This is a genomic window from Actinokineospora bangkokensis, from assembly GCF_001940455.1.
Lineage (GTDB): Bacteria > Actinomycetota > Actinomycetes > Mycobacteriales > Pseudonocardiaceae > Actinokineospora > Actinokineospora bangkokensis.
Genome location: NZ_MKQR01000005.1, coordinates 56756 through 74613, shown reverse-complemented (window position 1 = coordinate 74613; position 17858 = coordinate 56756). Strand labels below are relative to the sequence as shown.

At 73.5% G+C, this 17858-nt stretch carries 19 protein-coding genes; 11 read left to right on the top strand and 8 right to left on the bottom strand.

Annotation, left to right across the window (positions count from 1 at the left end; translation table 11 throughout):
• The 3 genes from BJP25_RS33970 to BJP25_RS02895 all read right to left on the bottom strand — a co-directional run bounded on the left by BJP25_RS33970 (position 1) and on the right by BJP25_RS02895 (position 2994).
• The gene (locus tag BJP25_RS33970; RefSeq protein ID WP_075973202.1) at positions 1 to 1056 is read right to left on the bottom strand and encodes an asparaginase domain-containing protein; all 1056 of its coding nucleotides are present in this window, start codon (positions 1054 to 1056) and stop codon (positions 1 to 3) included.
• Positions 1053 to 1715, bottom strand: a complete 663-nt coding sequence (locus tag BJP25_RS33965) for a Clp protease N-terminal domain-containing protein (protein WP_075973201.1) — start codon at positions 1713 to 1715, stop codon at positions 1053 to 1055. The genes BJP25_RS33970 and BJP25_RS33965 overlap by 4 nt, the downstream gene beginning before the upstream one ends.
• Before the next feature lie 220 nt (positions 1716 to 1935).
• Positions 1936 to 2994 (bottom strand): dipeptidase, encoded by a 1059-nt coding sequence (locus BJP25_RS02895; protein ID WP_233157895.1) that lies wholly within the window; start codon positions 2992 to 2994, stop codon positions 1936 to 1938.
• Here BJP25_RS02895 and BJP25_RS35190 point away from each other — a divergent pair.
• The 3 genes from BJP25_RS35190 (at position 2926) to BJP25_RS02885 (ending at position 5436) form a co-directional block, all read left to right on the top strand.
• Positions 2926 to 3102: a hypothetical protein gene (locus BJP25_RS35190; RefSeq protein ID WP_233157896.1), complete on the top strand. Its 177-nt coding sequence runs from the start codon at positions 2926 to 2928 to the stop codon at positions 3100 to 3102. The two genes, BJP25_RS02895 and BJP25_RS35190, sit on opposite strands and share 69 nt — an antisense overlap.
• 248 nt (positions 3103 to 3350) lie before the next feature.
• Entirely contained in the window at positions 3351 to 4067 is a 717-nt protein-coding gene (locus BJP25_RS02890; protein ID WP_035282988.1) for a response regulator, read from the top strand.
• 121 nt (positions 4068 to 4188) lie between these two features.
• Entirely contained in the window at positions 4189 to 5436 is a 1248-nt protein-coding gene (locus tag BJP25_RS02885) for an HRDC domain-containing protein (RefSeq protein ID WP_075973199.1), read from the top strand.
• Here the strand turns inward: BJP25_RS02885 and BJP25_RS02880 are convergent, their stop codons facing one another.
• Complete coding sequence (locus BJP25_RS02880) at positions 5437 to 5904, bottom strand: nitroreductase family deazaflavin-dependent oxidoreductase (RefSeq protein WP_075973198.1); 468 nt, start codon at positions 5902 to 5904, stop codon at positions 5437 to 5439. It lies immediately after the preceding gene.
• A gap of 126 nt (positions 5905 to 6030) precedes the next feature.
• On the opposite strand from BJP25_RS02880, the gene BJP25_RS02875 reads away from it, so the two are divergent.
• The 3 genes from BJP25_RS02875 to BJP25_RS02865 all read left to right on the top strand — a co-directional run bounded on the left by BJP25_RS02875 (position 6031) and on the right by BJP25_RS02865 (position 10138).
• A complete protein-coding gene (locus BJP25_RS02875) occupies positions 6031 to 6690 on the top strand; it encodes a TetR/AcrR family transcriptional regulator (protein ID WP_075973197.1) in 660 nt (219 codons plus the stop codon).
• 110 nt (positions 6691 to 6800) lie between these two features.
• On the top strand, positions 6801 to 8030 hold the full coding sequence (locus BJP25_RS02870; RefSeq protein WP_075973196.1) for a thiolase family protein: 1230 nt from the start codon (positions 6801 to 6803) through the stop codon (positions 8028 to 8030).
• The gene (locus BJP25_RS02865) at positions 8030 to 10138 is read left to right on the top strand and encodes a 3-hydroxyacyl-CoA dehydrogenase NAD-binding domain-containing protein (RefSeq protein WP_075973195.1); all 2109 of its coding nucleotides are present in this window, start codon (positions 8030 to 8032) and stop codon (positions 10136 to 10138) included. Before BJP25_RS02870 ends, BJP25_RS02865 begins: the two co-directional genes overlap by 1 nt.
• Positions 10139 to 10196: 58 nt before the next feature.
• Here BJP25_RS02865 and BJP25_RS02860 read toward each other — a convergent pair whose 3' ends face one another.
• A complete protein-coding gene (locus tag BJP25_RS02860) occupies positions 10197 to 11255 on the bottom strand; it encodes a phosphotransferase (RefSeq protein WP_075973194.1) in 1059 nt (352 codons plus the stop codon).
• Between the two features lie 37 nt (positions 11256 to 11292).
• Here BJP25_RS02860 and BJP25_RS02855 point away from each other — a divergent pair, with 37 nt between their 5' ends.
• From BJP25_RS02855 to BJP25_RS02845, 3 genes are read left to right on the top strand one after another with little or no spacing between them, the layout of a single operon-like run.
• Complete coding sequence (locus BJP25_RS02855) at positions 11293 to 12030, top strand: DUF72 domain-containing protein (RefSeq protein WP_075973328.1); 738 nt, start codon at positions 11293 to 11295, stop codon at positions 12028 to 12030.
• A gap of 23 nt (positions 12031 to 12053) precedes the next feature.
• Positions 12054 to 12944, top strand: a complete 891-nt coding sequence (locus BJP25_RS02850) for a DUF72 domain-containing protein (protein ID WP_075973193.1) — start codon at positions 12054 to 12056, stop codon at positions 12942 to 12944.
• A complete protein-coding gene (locus BJP25_RS02845) occupies positions 12941 to 13318 on the top strand; it encodes an HNH endonuclease (protein WP_075973192.1) in 378 nt (125 codons plus the stop codon). The genes BJP25_RS02850 and BJP25_RS02845 overlap by 4 nt, the downstream gene beginning before the upstream one ends.
• Positions 13319 to 13663: 345 nt before the next feature.
• Here BJP25_RS02845 and BJP25_RS02840 read toward each other — a convergent pair whose 3' ends face one another.
• Together BJP25_RS02840 and BJP25_RS02835 are read right to left on the bottom strand one after the other, a co-directional pair.
• Positions 13664 to 14791, bottom strand: a complete 1128-nt coding sequence (locus tag BJP25_RS02840) for a sensor histidine kinase (protein WP_075973191.1) — start codon at positions 14789 to 14791, stop codon at positions 13664 to 13666.
• Positions 14788 to 15468: a response regulator transcription factor gene (locus tag BJP25_RS02835; protein WP_075973190.1), complete on the bottom strand. Its 681-nt coding sequence runs from the start codon at positions 15466 to 15468 to the stop codon at positions 14788 to 14790. Before BJP25_RS02835 ends, BJP25_RS02840 begins: the two co-directional genes overlap by 4 nt.
• Positions 15469 to 15524: 56 nt before the next feature.
• Between BJP25_RS02835 and BJP25_RS02830 the strand changes: the two genes are divergently transcribed.
• The gene (locus BJP25_RS02830; protein WP_075973327.1) at positions 15525 to 16175 is read left to right on the top strand and encodes a class II aldolase/adducin family protein; all 651 of its coding nucleotides are present in this window, start codon (positions 15525 to 15527) and stop codon (positions 16173 to 16175) included.
• Between the two features lie 12 nt (positions 16176 to 16187).
• Here the strand turns inward: BJP25_RS02830 and BJP25_RS02825 are convergent, their stop codons facing one another.
• Positions 16188 to 16775 carry a TetR/AcrR family transcriptional regulator gene (locus tag BJP25_RS02825; RefSeq protein WP_198943320.1) on the bottom strand — a complete coding sequence of 196 codons (588 nt, stop codon included), beginning with the start codon at positions 16773 to 16775 and terminating at the stop codon, positions 16188 to 16190.
• A 136-nt stretch (positions 16776 to 16911) separates the two neighbouring features.
• Between BJP25_RS02825 and BJP25_RS02820 the strand changes: the two genes are divergently transcribed.
• Positions 16912 to 17814, top strand: a complete 903-nt coding sequence (locus BJP25_RS02820; RefSeq protein WP_075973188.1) for a zinc metalloprotease — start codon at positions 16912 to 16914, stop codon at positions 17812 to 17814.
• The last annotated feature ends 44 nt before the right edge of the window (positions 17815 to 17858 follow it).

Sequence of the window (17858 nt, the reverse complement as noted above, 5' to 3'; positions counted from 1 at the left end):
TCACAGCGCGGCGAAGTACCGCCGCGCCGCGGCCACCCCTCCCCCGCCGCCCAAGGCGGCCATCAACGCCACCCGGGCCTGCCCGGCGCGCAGCCCCCGGGCACCGATGGCCCCCACCCGCGCGGCCAGCCCGGACACGTCCACCGCCATCGACCCCGGGTCCACCCGGTCGCCGAACAGCCCCCGCTCGGCGTTCTCGATGTCCTCGGCGTCCTCGGCGTCCTCGGCGGCCTCGGCGGCCACCCCCACCGGTCCGGGCGCGAAGGCCCGCGACGCCAGCACGACGGGGATGTCCCACGAGGTCAGCTCCCGGATGGGCACCAGCAGCTCCACGGGCACGTTCGCCGCGCCGGTCCCCTCCAGCACCACGCCGCGCGCCCCGGCGTCGACGACCGCGTTCAGCAGCGACGTCGGCATCCCCGGGTACGTCTTGACCAGCGCGACGTCCGTCTCCGGCAGCTCCGCCACCGCGGGCGGCCGGGGCGGCACCTTGTCCGTCAGCACCACGCGCCCGCGCTCCAGGTGCCCCACCCGCCGGAAGGGGTAGGACGTCAGCGCGGGCCCCCGCACGGTGTCGAGCAGCGCGACCCACCGCGCGGCGTGCAGCTCCCCGTCGGCGCAGACGAGCGCGCCGAGGCCCGGCGCCACGGGGTCGGCCGCGGCGGTGAGCGCGGCGGCGAGGTTGAGCAGGCCGTCGCTGGCGGGGTCGTCGAGGCAGCGCAGGGCACCGGTGAAGACCACGGAGCCGAAGTCGGCGGCCTGGCCCAGCACCGCGTCGGTGAGGAAGGCCGTCTCCTCCACCGTGTCGAGCCCGTGCGTCACGACCACGCCGTCGAACCCGTCGTCGAGCAGGGCGGAGCGGACCCGGCGGGCGATGGCGAGCTGGGTGCCCGGGGAGGTGTCCCAGGCGGGTTCGGCGGCCAGGTCCTCGACCCGGACCACGCCCCGGTGGCCGGTGCGGGCCAGCAGCTCGGCGCCGGTGGCGACGCGCGGCGGGGAACCGTGGCGGACGTGGGCCAGGGTGTCGCCGGTGGCCAGGAGCAGCAGGCGGCTCACGGGGCGAGCCCGGTGTGGCGTTCCAGCCGGTCCAAGCGGGCGAGCACCGGGTGCAGCGGGTCCGGCGCGGCGCGGGTGAGGCCCACGAGCGCGGCGACCACGGCCTGCCGGGCCGGGCGCAGGTCGGCGCCCCGGTCGCGCAGCAGGGCGCCCGCGCTGCCGTCCGGCTCGGCGAGCAGGCCCAGGACCAGGTGCTCGCAGCCCACGAAGTCGTGCCCGAGCGCGAGGGCCTCGGTCACCGCCAGCTCCAACGCGGCCGAGGCGGTGGCGGTGAACGACGCCGCGCCCACCGGGTCCTGCGGGCGCTGCGGCAGGGCCGCCGCGAGCGCGGCGGGGTCCAGCCCCAGGGCGCGCAGGACGCGGACGCCGAGGTTGGCGCCCTCGTCGAGGACGCCGTGCAGCAGGTCCGCCGTGCCGAGCTGCCCGCCCGCGGCCCGGGAGCGACCGGCCGCCGTGCGGATCGCGGTGCGGGCCCGGTCGGTGAACTGGTTCAGGCCCGCCGTCGGGTCCTCGTGGGCCGACAGCGCCGTCCGCCGGATGGCGGCCACGCGGCGGACGGACGCCTCCAGCGCGCGCTGGCAGATGGCCGAGACCGGCAGGCCCGCCGCGCGCACCCCCTCGGCCAGGTCGTCCGGCAGGTACACGTTGATCTTCGGCACGCCGCCCCACCCCCTTCGCGGCCGGACTGTACCCCCGTGGATAACCCCACACAGGGGTACAGCCCCAGCACTGACCCGGTTCACAGTTGCGAAGGATTTTCACCTGAACCGGTCCCGCCGCGGGAGACCCGGAGGACCCCCGATTGCTCCGTTCGGCCCACGCCACCAGAGGGGGGAGCCTGTGCATTAGTGATGACGGCAGGTTATTAACTTTTGCCAGTTAGGAGTGGGGAGCGGCCACCTCTTCGGCCGAGTGGAGCACACGTAGGACGTTACGCCCTGCAACTTTCGCGAGGTCGTCCTCGCTCCACCCGCGCCCCAGCAGGAGGGCGAACAGGTCCGGGTAGCAGCCGACGTCCCGCAACCCCTGCGGCAGTTCGGGGCAGCCGTCGTAGTCCCCGCCGATGCCGATGTGGTCGACGCCCACCACCTCGCGCGCGTGCTCCAGGTGCGCGATGACCTCGGCGGACGTCGCCTTCGGCTGCCTGTCGCGACCGCTCCAGGTGGCCAGGAAGCGCTCGCGCGCGGCCAGGTCGGTGTGCTTCTCACCCGCTTGCGCCATGGCGTCGGCGAGCTCGTCGTCCCACTCCGCGATCGCCGAGGAGACGAAGCGGGGGACGAACGTGACCATGAGCACACCGCCGTTGCCGGGCAACCGTTCCAGCACGTCATCGGGCACGTTGCGGGGGTGGTCGGTGATCGCCCGGCAGGACGAGTGGCTGAACACCACCGGCGCGGACGTCACGTCCAGGGCCGCGTGCATCGTGGTCGCGGCGACGTGCGACAGGTCGACCAGCATGCCCAGCCGGTTCATCTCCGCCACGACCTCCTTGCCGAACCCCGACAGGCCCCCGACCTGCGGTTCGTCGGTGGCGGAGTCGGCCCAGGGGGTGTTGTCGTTGTGCGTGAGGGTCAGGTAGCGCACCCCCAGGCGGTGCAGTGCGCGCAGGGCGCCCAGCGAGGAGTTGATGCAGTGCCCGCCCTCGGCGCCGAGCAGCGAGGCGATCCGACCCGAGGCGAAGGCCTGTTCGGCCTGCTCAGCGGTGGTGGCCAGGGCCAGGTGCTCAGGGTGGCGGGCGATCAGCTCGTGCACCAGCTCGACCTGCTCCAGCACCGCCGTGACGGCGCTGTGACCGGTGAGCGAGCACGGGACGTAGACCGACCAGAACTGCCCGCCGACCGATCCGCGACGCAGTTTCACCAGGTCAGTGTGCAGATCGGGCTGTTCGACGAGCAGGTCCCGGCCCGCGGCGGCGGTGGCCGGATCGGGCCCGAACAGCGCCCGCAGCGCCCACGGGAGGTCGTTGTGACCGTCGATCAGCGGGTGGCGGGACAGCAGGGAGTGAGCGCGCTCACGGTCCTCGGCACGGGTGTGCACTACCGGTGACCCCATTTCATCGAGTGCCGGGTCGATCCCGTTACGTCACCGGTCAGATACTCACCCGATCGTGTGACCCAGACGGCCCTCAGTCACGACCCATTCGGATACTTACCCGATTGATCGTCCCGCTAACCCGCTTGGGCGGCTAGGCTGCCTTCGTCGACACCACTTTCGGTCCAACGGCGGCGCGGCTGTTCGGTCGAAAGTCCCAGTGCCGGTCGGGGGGCAACGACCGACTCCAGGGAGGTAGTGACGTGGCTGCCGTCGGCTTAGGTCAGGCCGTCCGAACCACGCCCGCCGGCTCTTTGCCGGCGAACATGGTCCCGCACCCGCGGGAAGAGCTGTTCTCAGTGCTGGTGGTCGACGACCACCCGCTGTTGAGGGAGGCGATAGCCGCTCGCTTGACCCAGATGGGCGCGGGCACAGTGCACGAGGCCGCCACGGTGGCCGAGGCGAGGGCGCGAGCGCAGGCCACCGGGCCGTGCGACCTGGCGATCCTCGACCTGGGCCTGCCGGACGGCAGCGGGATCGAGCTGGTCACGGAGCTGCGCAGCCACGGCTGGCCGCGCATCGTCGTGCTGGCCTCGTCCGACGACCCGTACGCGGTGCGGTCGGCGTTCCAGGCAGGCGCCCAGGCGTACCTGCTGAAGTCCGCCTCGCCCGTGGTGGTCACCGACGGCGTCCGCCGGGTGCTCGAGGGCGGCGTCTACGCCGACCCGAGCGTCGCCCCGGTGCTCGCCACCGGGACCAGGGTCCCCGGCACCGACAACACCCCGCGCGAGCTGTCGGCGCGCGAGGTCGAGGTGCTCCAGCTGGTCGCCGACGGCCAGTCCAACAAGGAGATCGGCGAGGCGCTGAACCTCTCGGCGCTGACGGTGAAGTCGCACCTGTCGCGGATCGGCCGCAAGTTGGGCACCGGCGACCGGGCGCAGATGGTGGCCCTGGCCATGCGGGCAGGCGTCATCCGCTAGACAACAGCGGTTGTGTGGCGGGGCTGGGCATGGCCCCGCCACACAACCGCTGCTGCGGCGGCGCGCCAACCTCCACCGATCTCCCCGCCGGGCACCGGGCGGTGCCGTAGGGTGATCGGCCGTGACTACCCCCGCCTCGGGACCGACCGGGTCCGAACCGCCTGCTCCGGTGCTGCTCACCGAGCCTGCGGAGGGCACCCCCGACGTCGTGGCCGACGCCGCCGCCCTGGAGCGCGCGGCGCGGCTCATCGCCGCCGGGTCCGGCCCCATCGCCGTCGACACCGAGCGCGCGTCCGGCTACCGCTACTCCCAGCGCGCGTACCTGGTCCAGGTGCGCCGCGAGGGCGCAGGCACCTTCCTCATCGACCCGGTCGCCGTGGACGACCAGGTCGACCCCCTCGTCGAGGCGCTGGGCACCGGCGAGTGGGTGCTGCACGCGGCCTCCCAGGACCTACCGTGCCTGGCCGACCTCGGCCTGCGCCCCACCACCCTGTTCGACACCGAGCTGGCGGGCCGCCTCGCGGGCTTCGAGCGCGTCGCCCTGGGCACCCTCGTCGAACTGCTGCTGGGCTACCACCTGGAGAAGGGCCACGGCGCCGCCGACTGGTCCCGCCGCCCGCTACCGGTCGACTGGCTGAACTACGCCGCCCTCGACGTCGAGCTGCTGGTGCAGCTGCGCGACGCCCTGGAGGCCGAGCTGCGCGAGCAGGGCAAGCTGGAGTGGGCCCTGGAGGAGTTCGAGGCCCTGCGCACCGCCCCGCCCGCACCCCCGCGCAAGGAGCCGTGGCGCCGCACCTCCGGCATCCACAGCGTCCGCACCCCCCGCGGCCTGGCCGCCATCCGCTCCCTCTGGGAAGCCCGCGACACCCTCGCCCGCGACCGCGACATCGCCCCCGGCCGGGTCCTCCCCGACAGCGCCATCATCCAGGCCGCCTCGGTCAACCCCCAGGACGAGCAGGCCCTCCTGCAACTCCCGGTCTTCAAGGGCCGCGCCCAGCGCAGGCTCGCGGGCACCTGGCTGCGCGCCCTGCGCGCCGCCGCCGCCCTCCCCAAGTCCGACCTCCCCGACCCCTCCCCGCCCACCGACGGCCCCCCACCGGCCAACCGCTGGGCCGACAAGGACCCCGAGGCCGCCGCCCGCCTCGCCGCCGCCCGCGCCTCCCTCACCAAGCTCGCCGAGGAGCACCGCCTCCCGGTCGAGAACCTCCTCCAACCCGACCTCCTCCGCCGCACCTGCTGGACCCCGCCCGAAGACCCCTCGGTCGAGGGCGTCACCGCGGCCCTGCGCGCGGGCGGCGCCCGGACCTGGCAGACCACCCTGGTCGCCGCCCCCGTCGCCGAAGCCCTCCGGGCCACCGCCAAGCGCTGATCAGTCGGTGTAGGTGATGCGGAAGGCGGGGTGCTTGGGGGCGGCTGCCAGCAGGTCGGCGTCGGGGGACTTGGCGGTGAGGCCGTCGAAGAAGGCGCCGGTCTCGAAGGCCCAGCGCTTGAGGTAGGCGCGCAGCAGGGGTGCCTTGGTGGCGTCCGGGACTTCGACGGCGGTGAAGGTGCGGGTCCGCTTGCCCAGGGTCAGCTCACCGGTGCCCGAAGCGCGCAGGTTGCGGACCCACTGGGTGTGGCCTCGGGGGGAGAGCAGGTAGAGGGCGCCGTCGTGGTCGAGGAGGTTGACGGGGGTGGAGCGGGGTTCGCCGGACTTGCGACCGCGGACGGTGAGGACTCGGGAGCCCCAGACGTCGACGCCGCGCTTGACCAGGAAGGAGACCAGGCCGTTGAAGCGCAGGGCGCGCATGACGCGGCCGGGGGGCAGGTAGCGGGTGCTGTGGTCCTGGGTGGTCATGGCGTCCTCCTCGGATTCGAGAGCACTGCTCTCGGTGTACGACCCAGTCAAGCGTGAGCAGTGCTCTCTGTCAAGAGCACTGCTCCGTTGTGCGAGCACCGCTCTTGTCGTGGCACACTGCCGGGCATGACGACCGCACGGGAACGGGCCAGGGTCGAGCTGACGGCGGCGATCAAGGAGCAGGCGCGCAAGCAGCTGGTGGCCGAGGGCGCGCACCAGCTGTCCCTGCGGGCCGTCGCGCGGGACCTGGGGATGGCCTCGTCGGCGGTGTACCGGTACTTCCCGAGCCGGGACGAGCTGCTGACGGCGTTGATCATCGATGCCTACGACTCGTTGGGCGCGGCGCTGGAGGCCGTCGAGCGGCGGGCGGGGGTCGTGGAGTGGTGGTGCGACACCTGGGCCGCCGCGCGGGCGTGGGCGCTGGACAACCGGCGCGAGTACGAGCTGATCTTCGGCTCGCCCGTGCAGGGCTACCGCGCGCCGCAGGACACCGTCGCTCCCGCCAGCCGCGTGCCGCTGGCGCTGCTGCGCATCGCGGAGGCGGGTGACCCGCCGGACGGGGAGGTGTCCGACGAGCTTCGCGAACAGGTCCTGCGGGTGACCGAGCTGGTCGGGACGTCACTGGCGCCCGGTGCCGCGGCGCGGGTGATGGTGGCGTGGGCCCAGCTGTTCGGCCTGCTCAGCTTCGAGCTGTTCGGGCAGTTCGTGGGCAGCGCCGACCCCGCCGGGCCGTTGTTCGAGCACGCGGCGCGGGCCGCCGCGGCGCACGTCGGGCTCACCGGGTGACCACCGGGCGAATGTGGCCCACACCATAGGGGCACCGACGTAGTTACCGCCGGGTAACAAGGGCTAGAGTGTGGTTACCAACTGGTAGCCCCAACTGAAGGAGCACCCCCGTGGCCGCTTCCGCTGCACCCGCAGCCGCGCGCGCCGTTCGGAACGTGGTCTTCGTCGACGGTGTGCGCACGCCGTTCGGGAAGGCAGGCCCGAAGGGCATCTACGCGGAGACCCGCGCCGACGACCTGATCGTGAAGGTCATCCGCGAACTCCTGCGCCGCCACCCCGAGCTGCCGCCGGAGCGGGTCGACGAGGTGGCCGTGGCCGCCACCACGCAGATCGGTGACCAGGGCCTGACCATCGGCCGCGTCGCCGCGCTGCTGGCGGGCCTGCCGAAGTCGGTCCCCGGCTACGCCATCGACCGCATGTGCGCGGGCGCGATGACCGCGGTGACCACCACCGCGAGCGGCATCGCCTTCGGCGCCTACGACATCGCGATCGCGGGCGGCGTCGAGCACATGGGCAGGCACCCCATGGGCGAGGGCGTCGACCCCAACCCGCGCATCGTGGCCGACAAGCTCGTCGACCCGACCGCGCTGGTCATGGGCCAGACCGCCGAGAACGTGCACGACCGCTACCCGCAGCTGACCAAGCAGCGGTGCGACGCCTACGCCGCGCGCTCGCAGGAGAAGTACGCCGACGCGGTCAAGGCGGGCAAGATCGGCCCCGAGCTGGTGCCGGTGTCGACCCGCTCCGCGGAGCTGGGCTGGGGCCTGGCCACCGAGGACGAGCCGCCGCGCCCGGGCACCACGGTCGAGCAGCTGGCGGGGCTGAAGACCCCGTTCCGCCCGCACGGCCGCGTGACCGCGGGCAACGCCGCGGGCCTCAACGACGGCGCCACCGGCTGCATCCTGGCCGAGGAGGAGACCGCCAAGGAGCTGGGCCTGCCCATCGGCATGCGCCTGGTCGGCTACTCCTTCGTCGGCGTCGAGCCCGAGGTCATGGGCATCGGCCCGGTGCCCGCGACGGAGAAGGCGCTCCAGCGCGCCGGGCTGTCCATCTCCGACATCGGCCTGTTCGAGCTGAACGAGGCGTTCGCCGTGCAGGTGCTGGCGTTCCTCGACCACTTCGGCATCGACGACGACGACCCGCGGGTCAACCTGTGGGGCGGCGCCATCGCCTGCGGGCACCCGCTCGCCTCGTCGGGCGTGCGCCTGATGACCCAGCTGTCCCGCCAGTTCGCCGAGCACCCCGAGGTCCGCTACGGGCTGACCTCGATGTGCATCGGCATCGGCATGGGCGGCACCGTGATCTGGGAGAACCCGCACTGGACCGGGGGCGAGGACTGATGCTGACCCAGGAGCAGGCCGAGAAGGCCTTCCCGGACGAGGTCGTGACCAAGGCCGTCACCCGCGCGGTGAAGGTCCCCGGCCTGGACAAGCCGGTCGCGCTCATCACGATCGACAACGGCTTCGACCACACCCGCCCGTCCACCTTCGGGCCGCAGTCGCTGGTGAGCCTCAACGCCGCCTTCGACGCGGCGCTGGAGCTGGACCCGGCGGCCATCGCCGTCACCGGCAAGCCGTTCATCTTCGCCGTCGGCGCCGACCTGTCCGGTGTCGAGCAGATCAGCGACCGCTCGCTGGCCCTCGACATCGCCCAGACCGGCCACGACGTGTTCCGCCGGTTCACCGAGTCGTCGATCCCGACCTTCGGGTTCATCAACGGCGCGGTCATGGGCGGCGGCCTGGAGCTGGGCCTGTCCTGCCACTACCGCACCCTGTCGGAGAACACCGCGGCCATCGCGCTGCCCGAGGTCTTCCTCGGCCTGTTCCCCGGCTGGGGCGGCACGCAGCTGCTGCCGAACCTCATCGGCCCGGACGCGGCCGTGACGGTGATCTTCGAGAACGCGCTGTCGCAGAACCGCATGCTCAAGCCGAAGCAGGCCTTCGAGCTGGGCATCGTCGACGCGCTGCTGGGCTCGGCGGACTACCTGGAGCAGTCGCTGCTCTGGGCCGCCGACGTGGTCAACGGCAAGGTCACCGTCGAGCGCAAGGAGATCGACCGGGGCGCGGGCTGGGACGCCGCGGTCGAGCGCGCCAAGGCGATCGTGCACGGCAAGACCAAGGGTGCCTCCCCGGGCGCGCAGAAGGCCCTGGAGCTGCTGGAGATCGCCCGCGCCAACGACCTCGACGCGGGCTACGCGGCCGAGACCGAGGCGCTGGCCGACGTGCTCATGACCGACCCGCTGCGGGCCGGGCTGTACTCGTTCAACCTGGTGCAGAAGCGCGCCAGGAAGCCCGCGGGCGCCCCGGACAAGTCCCTGGCGCGCAAGGTGGGCAAGGTCGGCATCGTCGGCGCGGGCCTGATGGCCTCGCAGATGGCGCTGCTGTTCGCCCGCCAGCTCAAGGTGCCGGTCGTGCTGACCGACATCGACCAGGCGCGGGTCGACAAGGGCGTGTCCTACGTGCACACCGAGGTCGACAAGCTCCAGGCCAAGGGCCGCCTGTCGCCCGACGGCGCCAACCGGCTCAAGGCGCTGGTGACCGGCTCGCTGGACAAGGCGGCGTTCTCCGACGCGGACTTCGTCATCGAGGCCGTGTTCGAGGAGCTGGGCGTCAAGAAGAAGGTGTTCGCCGAGGTCGAGGAGCACGTCGGCCCGGAGTGCGTGCTGGCCACCAACACCTCGTCGCTGTCGATCACCGACATGGCCGCGGACCTCCAGCACCCCGAGCGCGTGGTCGGCTTCCACTTCTTCAACCCGGTCGCGGTCATGCCGCTGCTGGAGATCGTGCGCGCGGACAAGACCGACGACGCCACCCTGGCGACGGCGTTCTCCGTGGGCAAGTCGCTGAAGAAGTCGTCGGTGCTGGTCAAGGACGCCCCGGCGTTCGTGGTCAACCGGCTGCTCACCCGGTTCATGGGCGAGGTCGTCAAGGCCATCGACGAGGGCACCCCGTTCGAGGTGGCCGACCGGGCGACCGAGTCGCTGGGCCTGCCGATGTCGCCGCTGGTGCTGCTGCAGCTGGTCGGCGCGCCGGTCGCGCTGCACGTGGCCGAGACCATGCACGGCGCGTTCCCCGACCGCTTCGGCGCCTCCCCGAACATGCGGAAGTTCGTCGAGGCGGGCAAGTCCTCGGTCTACGTCTGGGACGACAAGGGCACCCAGTCGGTCGACCCCGAGGTGCAGGCGCTCTGGGAGTTCGGGCCCACCGAGCTCACCGGCGAGCAGGTCCTGGCCCGCGTCCTGGAGGGCGTCGCCGAGGAGATCCGGATCATGCTCGACGAGGGCGTGGTGGCCGAGGCGCAGGACATCGACCTGTGCATGATCCTCGGCGGCGGCTGGCCGTTCTGGCTGGGCGGCATCACCCCGTACCTGGACCGCGAGGGCATCTCGGAGAAGGTCAACGGCAAGCCGTTCCTGGCCCCGGGCGTCGCCTCCGTCCCGGTGGCGTAGCGAGCACGACCCAGGACGCCGCCCACCCCCGTCGCGGGGTGGGCGGCGTTCGGCGTCTTCAGGAGAAGGCGGGCGCCAGGGCCAGCGGCCGAGTCCGCACGTGGTCGAGCAGGGCCGAGGCGAAGGCGCGCGCGAACCGGCTGGTGGCGGGCAGGTCGCGGGCCGCGGCGGCGATCTCCAACCGGTGCGGCAGCAGGGCCGCGCGCCGCGGCTCCACGATGCGCGGGTCGGGGTGCGGCTGGTCCCCGGTGAGCGCGACGCGGACGAACCAGACGCTGGTGATGACGGCCCAGGCCGCGTTGGCCAGGCGCAGGTCGTCGGCGAACTGGGGGGTGTCGACGTGGGGCAGGGCGTGGCGCACGCCCGCCCGGTAGCGCTCCAGGCCGCGCTGGGCCAGCTCGTCGGGCATCCGCCACGCGCACCAGCACGTCGGCCACGGCACCGTCAGGTAGGCCGCGTCCCAGGCGATGTGCTGCCACTGCGCTCCCTCGAAGTCGATGAGCGCGAACCCGTCCGGGGTACCGACGTTGTTGTCCGGGCAGGTGTCCGCCGGGGTGATCGACGCGGCGGGGCCGTCGCCCAGCCGCTCGCAGACGCCGTGCAGCTCGTCGAGGACCCCGGTGGGCAGTTCGAGGCCTAAGCGCGGGAGCGCGTGCTCGGCCCACCACGCGGGCAACCCCGCCACGACGTCGGCCATGCCGCAGATCGGGACGTCCGACCGCGCGGCCAGCTCGGCGGCGAACAGCTCCTTGCGCCCCAGGCCCGCGACGTGCACCGCCGCGAGCGCGGACGCCCACTGCACCACCCCCTCCGAGGCCGCCGCCGGGTCGGTGCCCAGCAGCAGGTCGGACAGGCTCGGCCCGGACCCCGCGTCGGCGAACACCAGCGCCTTCGGCTTCCGCGACTCGCCCAGCACCTCCACCGCGGCCCCCGTCCCGGCCAGCGCGCGCAGCCCGGCGGCCTCCCTGGCCCACCCCTCGTCCTCGGCGTACTCCTTCACGACGACCGACCGCCCGTCGACGACCACCCGCCGCACGCGCGTCCGGTCGCTGCCGCGCAGGACGGCGCCCGCCTCGACCACCGCCCCCGGGAACAGCGCCCCCAGCACCTCATCCACCCTGCCTCCTCGCCCGGATCGCGCGACAATGATCATCATGACCTCCGCGGTGCGCATCGGGACGTCAGGATGGGTCTACCCGCCGTGGCGGGGCCGGTTCTACCCACCCGGCCTGCCGCAGCGCGACGAGCTGGCCCACCTGGCGGGCAGGCTCGGCACGGTCGAGGTCAACGGCACGTTCTACGGCCCGCGCAAGCCTGCCGACTACCGCCGCTGGGCCGAGGTCACCCCCGACGACTTCGTCTTCGCGGTGAAGGGGCCCCGCGAGGTCACCCACGAGCACAGGTTGCGCGACGCGCACGACCCGCTCAAGCGCTTCGTCGACTCCGGGGTGACCGAGCTGGGCGCCAAGCTGGGCCCGGTGCTGTGGCAGACCCCCGCCTCGCTGCGCTACGACCCGGACCGGGTCGAGCGGTTCCTCGACCTGCTGGTGGAGGTGGGCGGCGAGGGCGTCCGGCACGCCGTGGAGGTGCGCCACCGCAGCTTCCACGACGACCGCTTCGCCGACCAGCTCACCGCGCACGGCGTGGCGCTGGTGCTGTCCGACAGCGCGGGCACGTGGCCGTGCCTGGACTCCGACACCGCCGCGTTCCGCTACCTGCGCCTGCACGGCGAGGGCGAGCTGTACCGGGGCGCCTACTCCGACGAGGCGCTGGACGAGTGGGCGGAGCGGATCCGGGGCTGGGCCGAGGACGGGCCGGTCTTCGCCTACTTCGACAACACCATGGACGGCCACGCCCCCGAGGACGCGCTGCGGCTCACCGAGCGCCTCTGACCGGCCGCGCGCACCATGGAGGTATGCCGGGAACGGTGCGCATCGGGACCTCGGGCTGGGTCTACCCGCCCTGGCGGGGCGTGTTCTACCCCCAGGGGCTGCCCCAGCGCGACGAGCTGTCCTACCTGTCCCGCCGCGTCACCAGCGTGGAGATCAACGGCTCGTTCTACTCGTTGCAGAAGCCCGACAGCTACCGCAAGTGGTACGACGCCACCCCGGACGGGTTCACCTTCGCCGTGAAGGGCCCCCGCTTCATCACCCACATGAAGCGGCTGCGCGACGCCGGGACCCCGCTGGCCAACTTCTTCGCCTCGGGTGTGCTCGCCCTGCGGGAGAAGCTGGGCCCGGTGCTGTGGCAGACCCCCGCGACCCTGCCGTTCGACCCGGACGTCCTGGACACCTTCCTGGGGTCCCTGCCGCGCACCACCGAGCAGGCCGCCGCCCTGTCCGAGCACCACGACGAACGCCTCACGGGCCGCTCGCTCACCACCGCCGACGCCGACCGCCCCCTGCGCCACGCCCTCGAACCCCGCCACCCGTCCTTCGCCTCCCCCGACCTGGTCGCCCTCCTGCGCCACCACGGCGTCGCCCTGGTCGTGGCCGACACCGCGGGCACCTGGCCCCGCTTCGAGGACGTGACCGCGGACTTCGTCTACGCCCGCCTGCACGGCGACGCCGAGCTCTACGCCAGCGGCTACACCCCACCCGCCCTCGACGACTGGGCCCAGCGCATCCGCACCTGGCAAGACGGCGGCACCACCCCCTCGGACCACACCAGCGCTCCCCCACCCCCACCCGCCCCCGAGGGCCGCGACGTCTACTGCTACTTCGACAACGACATGAAGGTCAAGGCCCCCGCCGACGCCCAGTCCCTCGCCGCCCGCCTCACCCCGGCCCACCACGGAACCCGATGACCCACCCACCCCAACCCGGCCGCCGAGAACGCCTCCAGGCCATCCTGCTCCGCGACGGCCCCACCTGCGCCTGGTGCCGCACCGACCTGTCCGGCCGCACCCCCGCCACCACCGACCACGTCATCCCCCGCGTCAAGGGCGGCCCCTCCTGGTCCGAGAACGAGGTGGCCGCCTGCCGCCGCTGCAACCGCCTCCGCGGCCACACCAGCCCCACCGACTGGCTCGCCGAGTGCGAACGCCTCGGCTGGCACCCCGACGAACCCCGCATCACCAGGGTGCTCGAATCCCTCGCCGACGCCATCACCACCCGAGGCGGTCAACGCCGCGCCAGGACCTACCTCGACGCCCAACTCCGCCGCTTGGCCAAGCGCTAGCCCCTTCCTCCCCAGACCACCCGCCACTCCACCCGAGTACCCAGCCCCCACCCAACTCGCTCCCCAAAGAAGCCGCCACCAACGAACCCGGCAGCCCGGCTACGCAAAGGCCCGGGTGGGTGGTTGTGCTTGACAGGGGAAGGCGATCATGTGCTACCCACGGCCGGGGGGTGGGGCCGAAGGCCTCACCTTTCCCCACCCCGAGCACATGATCGCCGCAGGGGCCCCTGTCAAGCGCAACCACCCACCCGGGCACGCCCCCAAAATCCCGCGCACTTGCACGCCGCGCAGCGGCAAACATCCGGACGCGCCAAAAATCCCGCAGCGAGCAAGGCAGGACTCACCTCACGACGAAGGCAGCGTCACCGTCACGCGCAACCCGCCCCCCGCAACGGGTTCCGCCGCAGCGGTGCCCCCGTGCGCCCGGGCCACCGCCCGCACGATCGACAACCCCAACCCGGTCCCCGTGTGCGCGGTCCGGTCCACCCCTCCACGCCGGAACGGCTCGAACAGCTCCGCCACCCGCTCCGCGTCCACCACCGGCCCGCTCGACGCCACCTCGATCGTGCACCACTGCGGCCCGGACCCGGTCCTGGCCTCCAGCCACCCGCCGTCGACGTTGTGCCGCACCGCGTTCTCCAGCAGGTTGCCCGCCACCCGCTCCAGCAGCGCCGCGTCCCCCACGACGGTCGCGTGCCCCTCGTGGAACGCAGCCCGGATGCCGCGCCGAGCGGCCTCGGCGCGGGTGGCCCGCCAGGCGTTCGCCACCACGGCCGACAGGTCCACCGGCACGGTCGCGCCGACGCCGAGCCCGTCGGTGCGCGCCAGCACCAGCAGCGCCTCGACCAGCTCCCCGGCCCGCAGCGTCGCCGCCCGCACCACCTCGGCCATCCGCCGCAGCTCGGCGGTGTCGGCGTCCGGGTCGGACAGGGTCACGTCCAGCTCGGTGCGGATCACCGCCAGCGGCGTGCGCAGCTCGTGCGAGGCGTTGGCCACGAACTGCCGCTGCGCGGAGAACGCCGCCTGCAACCGGTCGAGCATGGCGTCGAAGGTGTCCGCCAGCTCCGCGACCTCGTCGCGGGCGCCGCTGTGCCCGATGCGCTCGCCCAGCGACTCCACCGACAGCCGCTGCGCGGTGGCCGTCACCTCGTGCAGCGGGCGCAGCACCCGGCCGGTGATCACGTAGGCGAACATGGCGGTGGCCAGCACCACGCACACGAACGCCACCGACCCGGCCAGCAGGAGCCGTTCGCGCGCGTCGGCCACCAGCGCCTCGGCCAGCTGCTCGGCGTCCACGCGCACCCCGCCGACGAGCACGGTGGTGCCCTTGGGCAGCGACGGCACCGAGGCCACCACCCCGCCCGCCAGCAGCCAGCCCAGCCACAGCAGCACGGCGGCGACGGCGGCGACCAGCCCGGTGGCCAGCAGGGTGATCCGCGCGCGCAGCCCCCGGCCGCGCCTGCGGGGGGTCACCCCGCGGTCTCACCGGCCGAGGCGGGCACCCGGTAGCCGGACCCGACCACGGTGTCGATCACGCCCGGTTCGCCCAGCTTCTTGCGCAGGGTCATCACCGTCACCCGCACAGTGGTGGTGAACGGGTCGGCGTTCTCGTCCCACACCCGCTCCAGCAGCTCCTCGCTGCTGACCACCGAGCCGCGCGCGGCGAGCAGCACCTCCAGCACGCCGAACTCCTTGCGGGTCAGCTCCACGGCCTTGCCCGCCCGGGCCACCGTCCGCCGCGCCGGGTCCAGCTCGACGTCGCCCGCGACCAGCACCGGCGGGGTGACCGGGGTGGCCCGGCGGGCCAGCGCCCGCACCCTGGCGACCAGCTCGGGGAAGGCGAAGGGCTTGGTCAGGTAGTCGTCCGCGCCGAGGGACAGCCCCTCCACCCGGTCGGTCACCGCGTCGCTGGCGGTGAGCATGAGCACCCTGGTCAGCGCGCCGGAGGCCACGATCTGCCTGCACAGCTCGTCGCCGTGCATGCCGGGCAGGTCGCGGTCGAGGACCACGACGTCGTACCGGGTGATGGTGGCCTTCTCGTGGCCCTCGTCACCGTCCAGCGCGACGTCGACGGCCATGCCCTCGCGGCGCAGCCCCCTGGCGATGGCCTCGGCCAGGGGCTCCTCGTCCTCCACGATCAGAATCCGCACCCCACAACGGTGCCACACCGCCACCCGGACCTGCCCGGTTGGGCATGATCGGGGGCATGGTGCTGCGCGAGGTGCGGGAGCAGGTGGCGGCCACGGCCCGGCGGATGGCCGCCGAGGGCCTGGTGCTGGGCACGGCGGGCAACGCCAGCGCCCGGCAGGGCGACCTCATCGCGGTGACCCCCACCGGCGCCCGGCTGGCCGACCTGCACTGGGAGCAGGTCGCGGTGGTCGACCCCGCAGGCGGCCAGGTGGCGGGCGCGCTGGCGCCGACCTCCGAGCTGGACCTGCACCTGGGCGTCTACCGCCGGTACCGGGCGGGCGCGGTGGTGCACACGCACGCGCCGATGGCCACCGCGATGTCGCTGGTGCTCGACGAGCTGCCGTGCGTGCACTACCAGCTGGTCGAGCTGGGCGGGACCGTGCCGGTGGCCCCCTACCGGGTCTTCGGCAGCCCGGAGCTGGCCGAGGTGGTGCTCGACGCCCTGGAGAACGGGACGGCCGCGCTGATGGCCAACCACGGCGGCATCACCCACGGCCCGGACCTGGCCGCGGCGCTGGAGCGGACGCTGCTGCTGGAGTGGGGCTGCGAGCTGTACTGGCGGGCGGCGTCGCTGGGCACCCCCCGCGTCCTCGACCGCGCCGCGCGGGCCGAGTACCAGGCGCAGGTCTCCGCCAAGGCCTACGGCACCACCCGCCCGATCACGTGACGCCCGCGCGGTCTAGACGGGCTTGAGCGTGCCGTGGAGGAACAGGTCGACCACCAGGGTGGGCTCGGCCACCTCCCCCTGGCGCCCCAGGGCCAAGGCCATGAGGCCGAACGCCCCGGCCACCTCCTCCAGCGGCAGCCGGAACCGCTCGACGTCGGGCTCCAGCAGCTCCACCAGCGCCTCGGTGATGAGCCGCCGCGCCCGCTCGCGACCGTCCGCCAGGGCCTCCCGGGACCCGGGACCGCCGCGCAGGGCCCCGGCCAGCGGCCCCACCACCGCGTCGATGCGGGCCTGCCGGGCGCTGAGGGCGGTGGCCGCCTCCGCCAGCCGCTGCTCCACCGGCAGGTCGCGGTCGATGGCGCCGAGTTCGCCCAGCAGCCCGTCGGGGCGCACGACCTCGGCCGCGCACGCCCGCAGCAGGGCGTCCTTGTCCGCGAACACGCGGAAGATCGTCGCCTCCCCGATGCCCGCGGCGCGGGCGACCCGCGCGGTCGTCACGGTCGGGCCGAACTCGGCTAGCAGCGGCAGGGCCGCCGCCACGACCATCCGCCTGCGCTCCTCGGGGCCCATGCCCGCGGCCCGCTTCCCGGTTCCCCGCACGCACCCAGCATCGAAGTGAGGACTCACTCCGTAACACCCCCGTGAACTGGGAAGTTCCCAGTGTGGGAATCACTTCCGCAGCACCGGTCGCGGTACCTACTTTCAAGTTCCCTGCACCTGTCCTGAGGAGTCCCCGATGAGGAACGCGCTGCGCGCCCTCGGCGTGGCCGCCCTGGCCGCCGTCGCCACCAGCTTCTCCCCGCTCAGCCCGGCCGCGCCCGCCTCGGCCGCGCCCGCCGCCGACTGCTACGTCCCCGAGGAGCACGGCACCGCCGCCCGCGGTGAGCGCCCGCTCGACCACGACGCGCTCAGCCAGGCCGACGTCGACCGCATCGAGGCCCAGACCCAGCGCATCCTCGCGACCAAGCGCAGCGTGGCCCCCGCCGCGGTGACCGTGCCGGTGTACTTCCACGTGATGGCCGCCGCCAACGGCGCGGGCAACGTCACCGACAGCCAGATCGCCCAGCAGGTCGCGGTGCTCAACACCACCTACGCGGGCAGCGAGTCCGGCAGCGCCGCGAGCACCGGGTTCTCCTTCACCCTCGCGGGCACCGACCGCTTCTACAACGACACCTGGCACCGCGACAGCGCCAGCACCACCTACCGCTCGCAGACCCGCAAGGGCGGCAAGAACGCGCTCAACATCTGGCTGGTCGACTTCAGCTACCTGGGCATCGCGACGTTCCCCTGGGACGGCAACCCGTCCATCGACGGCATCCGCGTGCACTTCGACTCGCTGCCCGGCGGCTCCACCGCCCACTTCAACCTGGGCAAGACCGCCACCCACGAGGCGGGCCACTGGTTCGGCCTCTACCACACCTTCCAGGGCGGCTGCACCAGCACGAACGACAGCGTGTCCGACACCGCCGCGCAGTCCAGCGCCACCTCGGGCTGCCCGGAGGGCCGCGACTCCTGCTCGCTGCCCGGCACCGACCCGATCCACAACTACATGGACTACTCCTACGACGACTGCTACAACCAGTTCACCCCGGGCCAGAGCACCCGCATGTCGCAGATGTGGTCGGCCTACCGGGCCTGACCGCCCCGCGCGCGCCCCGGTCGCGGGAGGTCGGGGCGCGCGTG